Annotated in this window: 8 protein-coding genes and 2 tRNA genes; all 10 read left to right on the top strand. The window is 55.4% G+C overall.

What is annotated here, in order from left to right:
* Positions 1-10 precede the first annotated feature (10 nt).
* The 10 genes from mltB (at position 11) to HFD92_RS19840 (ending at position 8,520) form a co-directional block, all read left to right on the top strand.
* A complete protein-coding gene (gene mltB, locus HFD92_RS19795) occupies positions 11-1,093 on the top strand; it encodes a lytic murein transglycosylase B (RefSeq protein ID WP_033736026.1) in 1,083 nt (360 codons plus the stop codon).
* 79 nt (positions 1,094-1,172) lie between these two features.
* A complete protein-coding gene (locus HFD92_RS19800; protein WP_009086905.1) occupies positions 1,173-1,508 on the top strand; it encodes a zinc ribbon domain-containing protein YjdM in 336 nt (111 codons plus the stop codon).
* Between the two features lie 178 nt (positions 1,509-1,686).
* Entirely contained in the window at positions 1,687-2,460 is a 774-nt protein-coding gene (gene tam / locus HFD92_RS19805; protein ID WP_058958496.1) for a trans-aconitate 2-methyltransferase, read from the top strand.
* Positions 2,461-2,561: 101 nt separating this feature from the next.
* A complete protein-coding gene (pncC, locus tag HFD92_RS19810) occupies positions 2,562-3,056 on the top strand; it encodes a nicotinamide-nucleotide amidase (protein WP_046102442.1) in 495 nt (164 codons plus the stop codon).
* Between the two features lie 95 nt (positions 3,057-3,151).
* The gene (gene recA, locus HFD92_RS19815) at positions 3,152-4,219 is read left to right on the top strand and encodes a recombinase RecA (protein WP_009086899.1); all 1,068 of its coding nucleotides are present in this window, start codon (positions 3,152-3,154) and stop codon (positions 4,217-4,219) included.
* A 123-nt stretch (positions 4,220-4,342) separates the two neighbouring features.
* The gene (locus HFD92_RS19820; protein WP_167429545.1) at positions 4,343-4,867 is read left to right on the top strand and encodes a regulatory protein RecX; all 525 of its coding nucleotides are present in this window, start codon (positions 4,343-4,345) and stop codon (positions 4,865-4,867) included.
* 133 nt (positions 4,868-5,000) lie between these two features.
* Positions 5,001-7,628 carry an alanine--tRNA ligase gene (gene alaS / locus HFD92_RS19825; RefSeq protein ID WP_046102441.1) on the top strand — a complete coding sequence of 876 codons (2,628 nt, stop codon included), beginning with the start codon at positions 5,001-5,003 and terminating at the stop codon, positions 7,626-7,628.
* A 249-nt stretch (positions 7,629-7,877) separates the two neighbouring features.
* A complete protein-coding gene (gene csrA / locus HFD92_RS19830) occupies positions 7,878-8,063 on the top strand; it encodes a carbon storage regulator CsrA (RefSeq protein ID WP_008927091.1) in 186 nt (61 codons plus the stop codon).
* Between the two features lie 282 nt (positions 8,064-8,345).
* Positions 8,346-8,438 (top strand) — tRNA-Ser (locus HFD92_RS19835).
* 8 nt (positions 8,439-8,446) lie between these two features.
* Positions 8,447-8,520, top strand: a tRNA-Arg gene (locus HFD92_RS19840).
* Positions 8,521-8,522: the final 2 nt, after the last annotated feature.

Below are 8,522 nucleotides of genomic sequence, written 5' to 3' on the forward strand. Positions count from 1 at the left end.
TGGATAACCGATGCGTCTCAAGCTAGCCCTCCTTGCCCTTATTCCGCTTCTGGCCTCCTGCAGCAGCAAACCTGACGTTCCCTCCCGGCAGAAGATGCTGGCTGCGCCGCAGGGCGGTTTTTTACTGCAGCCGTCGCATAACGGATCGGGCATGTCTGGCGATTTTGCCGGCAATCCGGCCGCCGAGAAATTTATCGATAAGATGGTGAAAGAGCATGACTTTGATCGTCAGCAACTGCACGACATTATCGGTCAGGCAAAACGGCTGGATTATGTGCTGCGGCTGATGGATCGTCAGGCCCCGAGCTATACGCCCGCGCCGGGTCCTAACGGGGCCTGGATCCGCTATCGCAACAAATTCATTACGCCGGATAACGTGCAAAACGGGGTAGCGTTCTGGAACCAGTATCAGGATGCGCTGCAGCGCGCGCAGCAGGTTTACGGCGTGCCGCCGGAAATTATTGTCGGCATCATCGGCGTGGAAACCCGCTGGGGGCGCGTCATGGGGAAAACGCGCATTCTGGATGCGCTGGCGACCCTGTCGTTCAACTATCCACGCCGTGCTGAGTACTTCAGCAGCGAGCTGGAAACCTTCCTGCTGATGTCGCGTAAAGAGCAGGATGACCCGCTGGCGCTGAAAGGCTCTTTCGCCGGCGCGATGGGCTATGGTCAGTTTATGCCCTCTTCTTATCAGGAGTATGCGGTTGATTTTAACGGCGACGGTCATGCCAATCTCTGGGATCCGGTGGATGCGATCGGCAGCGTGGCGCACTACTTCCAGAAACATGGCTGGCGCAGCGGTGAAAATGTTGCCGTTCCGGCCAGCGGTCAGGCACCGATGCTAGATGATGGCTTCAAAACCCGCTACAGCGTGAGCATGCTGGCGGCCTCAGGATTGTCTCCTCAGGGCTCGCTGGACGGCAACGATGAGGTGAGTCTGCTGCGGCTCGATCTCGGCACCAGCTATCAGTACTGGTACGGCTTGCCCAATTTTTATGTCATCACACGCTACAACCACAGCACCCACTATGCGATGGCGGTGTGGCAGCTGGGTGAGGCGGTCGGCAAAGCGCGACAGGGTGGTCTGTTATAAAGGCTACCCTTGTTAACTGTAAGGTTATATGATGTCGGCCTTTTCAGGCCACACAGCCACAGTTATCTCTGGAGTCGTTATGTCTTTACCTGCCTGCCCAGCCTGTCACGCCGATTATACCTGGCAAGATGGTGACAACCTCAACTGCCCCTCCTGCGGTCATATCTGGACCGAAGGAGAGGGTGACAGCAGCAACGCACCCCTGGAGGTGCGTGATGCCAACGGCAATCTGCTGGCAGATGGCGACAGCGTCACGGTGATCAAAGATCTTAAGGTGAAGGGCAGCTCCTCTTCACTGAAGATCGGTACCAAAGTGAAAAGCATTCGTCTGGTTGAAGGGGACCACAACATCGATTGCAAAATCGACGGCTTTGGCCCGATGAAATTAAAATCTGAGTTTGTGAAAAAGAACTGAGATCAGGGGCGCACGGACGCGCCCGCGCTCACTCTGCCTTATCCGGTTCCGCCTTCCTCTCCCCCCTTTTTCCGCCGCCGCTAACTGTACAGTCAGTAAAACGCCGTCACGGGTCGCACTTTTTTGCCTTTCATCCGTCTCAGTAAACGAAGAGCTGATTGCTGAATGAGAGGTCAGGATGAAAGAGTGGGATCCCGTGCTGTATCGTAAATTTGAAGCGGAACGCACACGTCCGGCGCATGAGCTGCTGGCGCGTATCCGTCCGGAGCAGGTTGAGCAGGTCACCGATCTGGGATGCGGGCCGGGCAACAGCACGGAGCTGCTCGCTGATGCCTGGCCGCTGGCGCAGATTACCGGACTGGACAGTTCCGCGGCGATGTTAACGCAGGCCCGTGAACGCCTGCCACACTGCCGCTTTGTGCAGGCGGACATCCGCAGCTGGCAGGCAGAGGTCCCGCAGCAGGTCATCTACGCCAACGCTTCCCTGCAGTGGCTGGATGATCACACTGCGCTGTTCCCCCATCTGGTCAGGCAGCTGGCCCCCGGTGGTGTACTGGCGGTTCAGATGCCGGATAACCTCAATGAACCCTCGCACCAGCTGATGCGTGAGGTCGCCGCATCCGCGCGCTGGCGTTCACAGATCCGCACCGCTGATCGTGTCGCGCTGCTCTCTGCCGGCGCCTATTACGATCTGCTCACCCAGGCGGGCTGTGAGGTGGATATCTGGCGCACCACCTATTATCACGTCATGGCTGATGCGCAGGCGATTATCAGCTGGCTGCAGGCAACAGGCTTGCGCCCGTTCCTGGCGTCACTGGATGAGGCATCCCAGGCGGCGTTTCTCGCCGATTATCATCAGCAGCTGCTCAGCGCCTATCCGGCCCGGGCCGACGGTCAGGTGTTGCTCGCTTTCCCGCGTCTTTTTATGGTGGCAGTGAAAAAAGGGGCGTGAGCTGGAAACTCAGCCGCAAAAACAGGGCAATAGTGCAGAGAGCCCTTGAAAAAGTGCGCTTTCTGCACCACCTTCAATCCACACCCTAAGGGAGAGTCGCAATGGATGATCAGCAACTGCAGGCGCTTAGCGCGCAGATAGGTGAGAAGCTGAAGCAGCGCAACGCCACCGTCACCTGTGCGGAATCCTGCACCGGCGGATGGATTGCGAAGGTCTTTACCGATATCAGTGGCAGTTCCGCCTGGTTTGAACGCGGTTTTGTGACCTACAGTAATGAGGCAAAACAGCAGCTGGTGAACGTACAGGCAGCGTCGCTGGAACAGTATGGTGCGGTCAGCGAGGCGGTGGTGCGGGAGATGGCGCAGGGTGCCCGTCAGGCCGCTCAGGCAGACTATGCCATTTCAGTCAGCGGCATCGCCGGACCGGATGGCGGCAGTGAAGAAAAACCGGTCGGCACGGTGTGGTTTGGCCTGGCCGGCCCTGAAGATAAAGTGCTGACTTTTCAGCAGCATTTCAGCGGCGATCGTGATGCCGTACGCCGCCAGTCGGTGGCATGGGCCCTGCAGACACTGTATGGCGAATTTCTGACAAATTAAACTTGATACTGTATGACTATACAGTATAATTGTCGGCAACAGAAAGAGTGCAGGCACCCTGAGTGCGTGTTTACCCGGCTTGATTAGGAGTTGAAATGGCGATTGATGAAAACAAACAGAAGGCTTTAGCTGCCGCGCTGGGCCAGATTGAGAAACAATTTGGTAAAGGCTCCATCATGCGCTTGGGTGAAGACCGCTCAATGGATGTGGAAACCATCTCTACCGGTTCGCTGTCGCTGGATATCGCGTTAGGCGCAGGCGGTCTGCCAATGGGTCGTATCGTTGAGATCTACGGACCAGAGTCTTCCGGTAAAACGACGCTGACCCTGCAGGTCATCGCCGCGGCTCAGCGTAAAGGCAAAACCTGTGCCTTTATCGATGCCGAGCATGCGCTTGACCCGGTCTATGCCAAGAAGCTGGGCGTCGATATCGACAACCTGCTCTGCTCACAGCCGGATACCGGTGAGCAGGCGCTGGAGATCTGTGATGCACTGGCCCGCTCTGGCGCGGTCGATGTCATCATCGTCGACTCCGTTGCGGCGCTGACGCCGAAAGCGGAAATCGAAGGTGAGATCGGTGACTCACACATGGGCCTCGCGGCACGTATGATGAGCCAGGCGATGCGTAAGCTGGCCGGTAACCTGAAGCAGTCAAACACCCTGCTGATCTTCATCAACCAGATCCGTATGAAGATTGGTGTGATGTTTGGTAACCCGGAAACCACCACCGGCGGTAACGCGCTGAAGTTCTACGCCTCTGTCCGTCTTGATATCCGCCGTATCGGTGCGATTAAAGAGGGCGATAACGTGGTCGGCAGTGAGACCCGCGTTAAAGTGGTGAAAAACAAAATCGCCGCGCCGTTTAAACAGGCTGAATTCCAGATCATGTACGGTGAAGGGATCAATACCTTCGGTGAGCTGGTTGACCTGGGCGTGAAGCACAAGCTGATTGAAAAAGCGGGTGCATGGTACAGCTACAATGGCGACAAGATTGGTCAGGGTAAATCGAATGCCAGCAACTTCCTGAAAGAGAATGCGGCTGTGGCAAACGAAATCGATCTGAAGTTACGTGAGTTACTGCTCAACGGCGCGGATGAATCACTCGAAGCAGACAAATCTGCTGAGAATGAGAACGCAGCCAGCGAAGCGAACGAAGACTTCTGATGACTAAGACGGGAGAGGCGAAGGCCTCTCCCGTTATTTTTACTTCCCTCTGTACCTCTCCTGCCTTCCCTCTGTCCTGTTCTGTCGCCATAATCTTTCCCCTGTTTGTACAAGGTGCGCAGTATGACTGAATCCACTCAGCCCCAACCCCAATCCAATGTTGTCTCCTACTCCCGCCTGCTTGACCGCGCGATGCGTATTCTGGGCCAGCGCGATCACAGCCGTGCAGAGCTGGCGCGTAAGCTGCAGCAATCGGCGCAGCGTGCGGCATGGGCGCAGAAAAAAGAGCCTGAGATCATCACCGATGCGCTGCTGGAGCAGGTGCTGAACTGGTGTCAGGAGAACGGCTGGCTGAATGACACGCGTTTCACTGAACGGTTTATTCAGAGCCGCAGCCGGAAAGGCTTTGGCTCCCAGCGTGTCCGTTTTGAACTGGCCCAGAAAGGCATTGACCGTGAAGCCATTGATATTGCGATGGAAGAAACGGAGGTGGACTGGGCTGCCTGTGCGGCAGAACTGGCCGAACGAAAATTCGGGCATCCGCTGCCTGTCGAGTGGAAAGAGAAAGCGAAAGTACTACGCTACCTGCAGTCAAAAGGGTTTATGAGCGAAGATATCCAGTCTGTTTTCAGAAATTTTGATGACTAAGGGCCGATGTAATTTTACTTCCCACTGAAGAAAATTTATCTTATTCCCACTTTTTGTTCCGCTGATCCGGCACCAGGAAAATGGGGTCGCACCGATCGGTGGGAACGTTCGTTAGCGTGATTCCAGGACATATATGAGCAAGAGCACTGCTGAGATCCGTCAGGCGTTTCTCGACTTTTTTCATAGCAAGGGACATGAGGTTGTAACCAGCAGCTCCCTCGTACCGAATAACGATCCAACGTTGTTGTTTACTAACGCCGGGATGAACCAGTTTAAAGATGTGTTCCTCGGTCAGGACAAACGTGATTACACACGGGCGACCACGTCGCAGCGCTGCGTGCGCGCGGGCGGAAAACACAACGATCTTGAAAACGTCGGCTACACCGCGCGTCACCACACCTTCTTTGAAATGCTGGGTAACTTCAGCTTTGGTGACTACTTCAAGAAAGAGGCGATTGGTTTTGCCTGGGAACTGCTGACGAGCGAACAGTGGTTCGGCCTGCCAAAAGAGCGTCTGTGGGTAACGGTTTATGAAACCGATGATGAAGCCTACGCGATCTGGGAAAAAGAGATCGGTGTGCCACGCGAGCGCATTATTCGCATCGGCGACAACAAGGGCGGCGCCTACGCGTCAGATAACTTCTGGCAGATGGGTGACACCGGTCCGTGTGGTCCGTGCAGCGAGATTTTCTACGATCATGGCGATCACATCTGGGGTGGCCCGCCAGGCAGCCCGGAAGAGGATGGTGACCGTTACATCGAGATCTGGAACATCGTCTTTATGCAGTTCAACCGCCAGGCGGATGGCACCATGCTGCCGCTGCCCAAACCTTCGGTTGATACCGGGATGGGTCTGGAGCGCATTTCTGCCGTTCTGCAACACGTCAACTCTAACTACGAAATCGACCTGTTCCAGAAACTGATTCAGGCTGTGGCGCAGGTTACCGGTGCGACTGACCTCAGCAACAAATCGCTGCGCGTGATTGCCGACCACATCCGCTCCTGCGCCTTCCTGATTGCCGATGGTGTGATCCCGTCCAATGAGAGCCGGGGCTACGTGCTGCGTCGTATCATTCGTCGTGCCGTGCGTCATGGCAACATGCTGGGTGCCAAAGAGGCCTTTTTCTATAAGCTGGTTGCGCCGCTGGTTGAGGTCATGGGTGCTGCAGGCGAAGAGTTGCAGCGCCAGCAGGCTCAGGTTGAGCAGGTGCTGAAAAGCGAAGAAGAGCAGTTTGCCCGCACGCTGGAACGCGGACTGGCGCTGCTGGACGAGGAGCTGGCAAAACTGCAGGGCGACACCCTGGATGGTGAAATCGTCTTCCGTCTCTACGACACCTTTGGTTTCCCGGCGGATTTAACCGCTGACGTCTGCCGCGAACGCAATCTGAAAATCGACGAAGCGGGCTTCGAGCAGGCGATGGAGCAGCAGCGTCAGCGTGCCCGTGAAGCGAGCGGCTTCGGCGCTGACTACAGCAACGTAATCCGCATCGATGCGGCCTCCTCCTTCAAAGGCTATGACCAGCTCGATTTAGCCGCCACCGTAAAAGCACTCTATGTTGCAGGTGAGGCGGTGGATGAAGTGTCCGCAGGTCAGGATGCCGTCGTTGTGCTGGATGAAACGCCATTCTATGGCGAATCGGGTGGTCAGGTTGGCGATACCGGTCTGCTGAAAGGGAAGAATGCTGAATTTAGCGTCCAGGATACACAAAAATATGGTCAGGCAATCGGTCATGTCGGTAAGCTGACCGCCGGGCAGTTGCGTATCGGCGACCGCCTTGAGGCGCAGGTTGATGCGGCACGTCGTGCACGCATCCGTCTTAACCACTCTGCCACCCACTTATTGCACGCCGCATTACGCCAGGTTTTAGGTGAGCACGTGGGGCAGAAAGGCTCTCTGGTTAATGATAAATATCTGCGTTTCGACTTCTCGCATTTTGAAGCGATGAAACCTCAGGAGATTCGTCAGGTCGAAGATATCGTCAATGCACAGATTCGTCGCAACCTGCCGGTGGAAACCGAGGTGATGGATCTTGATGCGGCGAAGTCTAAAGGGGCGATGGCCCTGTTCGGCGAAAAGTATGATCAGCGTGTTCGCGTGCTGACCATGGGTGACTTCTCTGTCGAACTGTGTGGGGGAACCCACGCGGCACGCACTGGCGATATCGGTCTGTTCCGCATTCAGGCTGAGTCAGGCACCGCTGCCGGCATCCGTCGTATCGAGGCGATTACCGGTGAAAGTGCGTTGGCTCAGGTCAACGCGCAGAGCAGCCAGCTGCAGGATATTGCGCAGCTGGTAAAAGCGAACAGCAGCAACCTGAACGAGAAGGTACGCGGTCTGGTTGACCACGTCCGGGCTCTGGAGAAAGAGTTGCAGCAACTGCGCGATCAGCAGGCTGCGCAGGAGAGCGCGTCACTGAGCAGCAATGCCATTGATGTCAAAGGGGCGAAGCTGCTGGTGAGCGAGCTCAGCAATGTTGACCCGAAAATGCTGCGTACCATGGTTGACGATCTCAAGAATCAGCTGGGATCGGCGATTATCGTGTTAGCGACGGTGGCGGAAGGCAAGGTATCGCTCATCGCGGGTGTGACCAAAGATCTGACCGACCGTGTTAAAGCAGGCGAGTTGATTGCCGGTCTGGCGCAGCAGGTAGGCGGGAAGGGCGGTGGTCGTCCGGATATGGCTCAGGCGGGTGGTAACGATGCTGAGGCGCTGAAAGGCGCGCTGGCAGGGGTTGAGAGCTGGGTTAGCAGCCGCCTGTAATGAAATAAAACAAAGCATGGTCAGAAGCGTCAGAACCCCGGTTCCGGCGCTTTTTAATACGATGCTAAAGCAGCAAATGACAAAGTCAGGTTGATGTAGTGTATTTCGGCTAAACTAACTATCAGCAGAATGTATTGGCGCATCGATGTGCATTGGTGTATTCCTCATAGTCAATGCGCAGCGTTAAATGATGGATAATGCCGGGAGCCTGTACAAGCCCGACTCTTTTAATCTTTCAAGGAGCAAAGAATGCTTATTCTAACTCGTCGAGTTGGTGAAACCCTCATGATCGGTGATGAGGTAACGGTAACGGTGCTGGGTGTTAAGGGTAACCAGGTTCGTATAGGGGTTAACGCGCCGAAAGAAGTGTCTGTGCATCGCGAAGAGATCTATCAACGCATCCAGGCTGAAAAAACGCAACAGACCAGCGTTTAACGGATTCAGCGTCTCGCACCTGTGCGAGGCGCTACCGCTTTCTGCAAAAAATCCCACCCTTTGTTCTCTCCCGCTGTTCTCCGTTTTGTTAAGGTCCTCCTCTTTCATTGTTGATAATTCACTCTTTTTGCCGCCATTTTGTTCCAATTGTGTGTGATTTGCTCAATCAAACAAAGTTTCGGAAAAATTGTTTGACTTAAAAGTCCGGGAAAGTAATATGTGCGCCACGCAGTGCCGATGAGCAGAAACAAGTTCAGAAGCACGGTTCGAAAGAAAGCGTAAGGTGAGGTGGCCGAGAGGCTGAAGGCGCTCCCCTGCTAAGGGAGTATACGGTCAAAAGCTGTATCGAGGGTTCGAATCCCTCCCTCACCGCCATTTTCGATGCATCCATAGCTCAGCTGGATAGAGTACTCGGCTACGAACCGAGCGGTCGGAGGTTCGAATCCTCCTGGATGCACC

The sequence above is a fragment of the Pantoea sp. EKM101V genome (assembly GCF_011800325.1).
GTDB lineage: Bacteria > Pseudomonadota > Gammaproteobacteria > Enterobacterales > Enterobacteriaceae > Pantoea > Pantoea anthophila.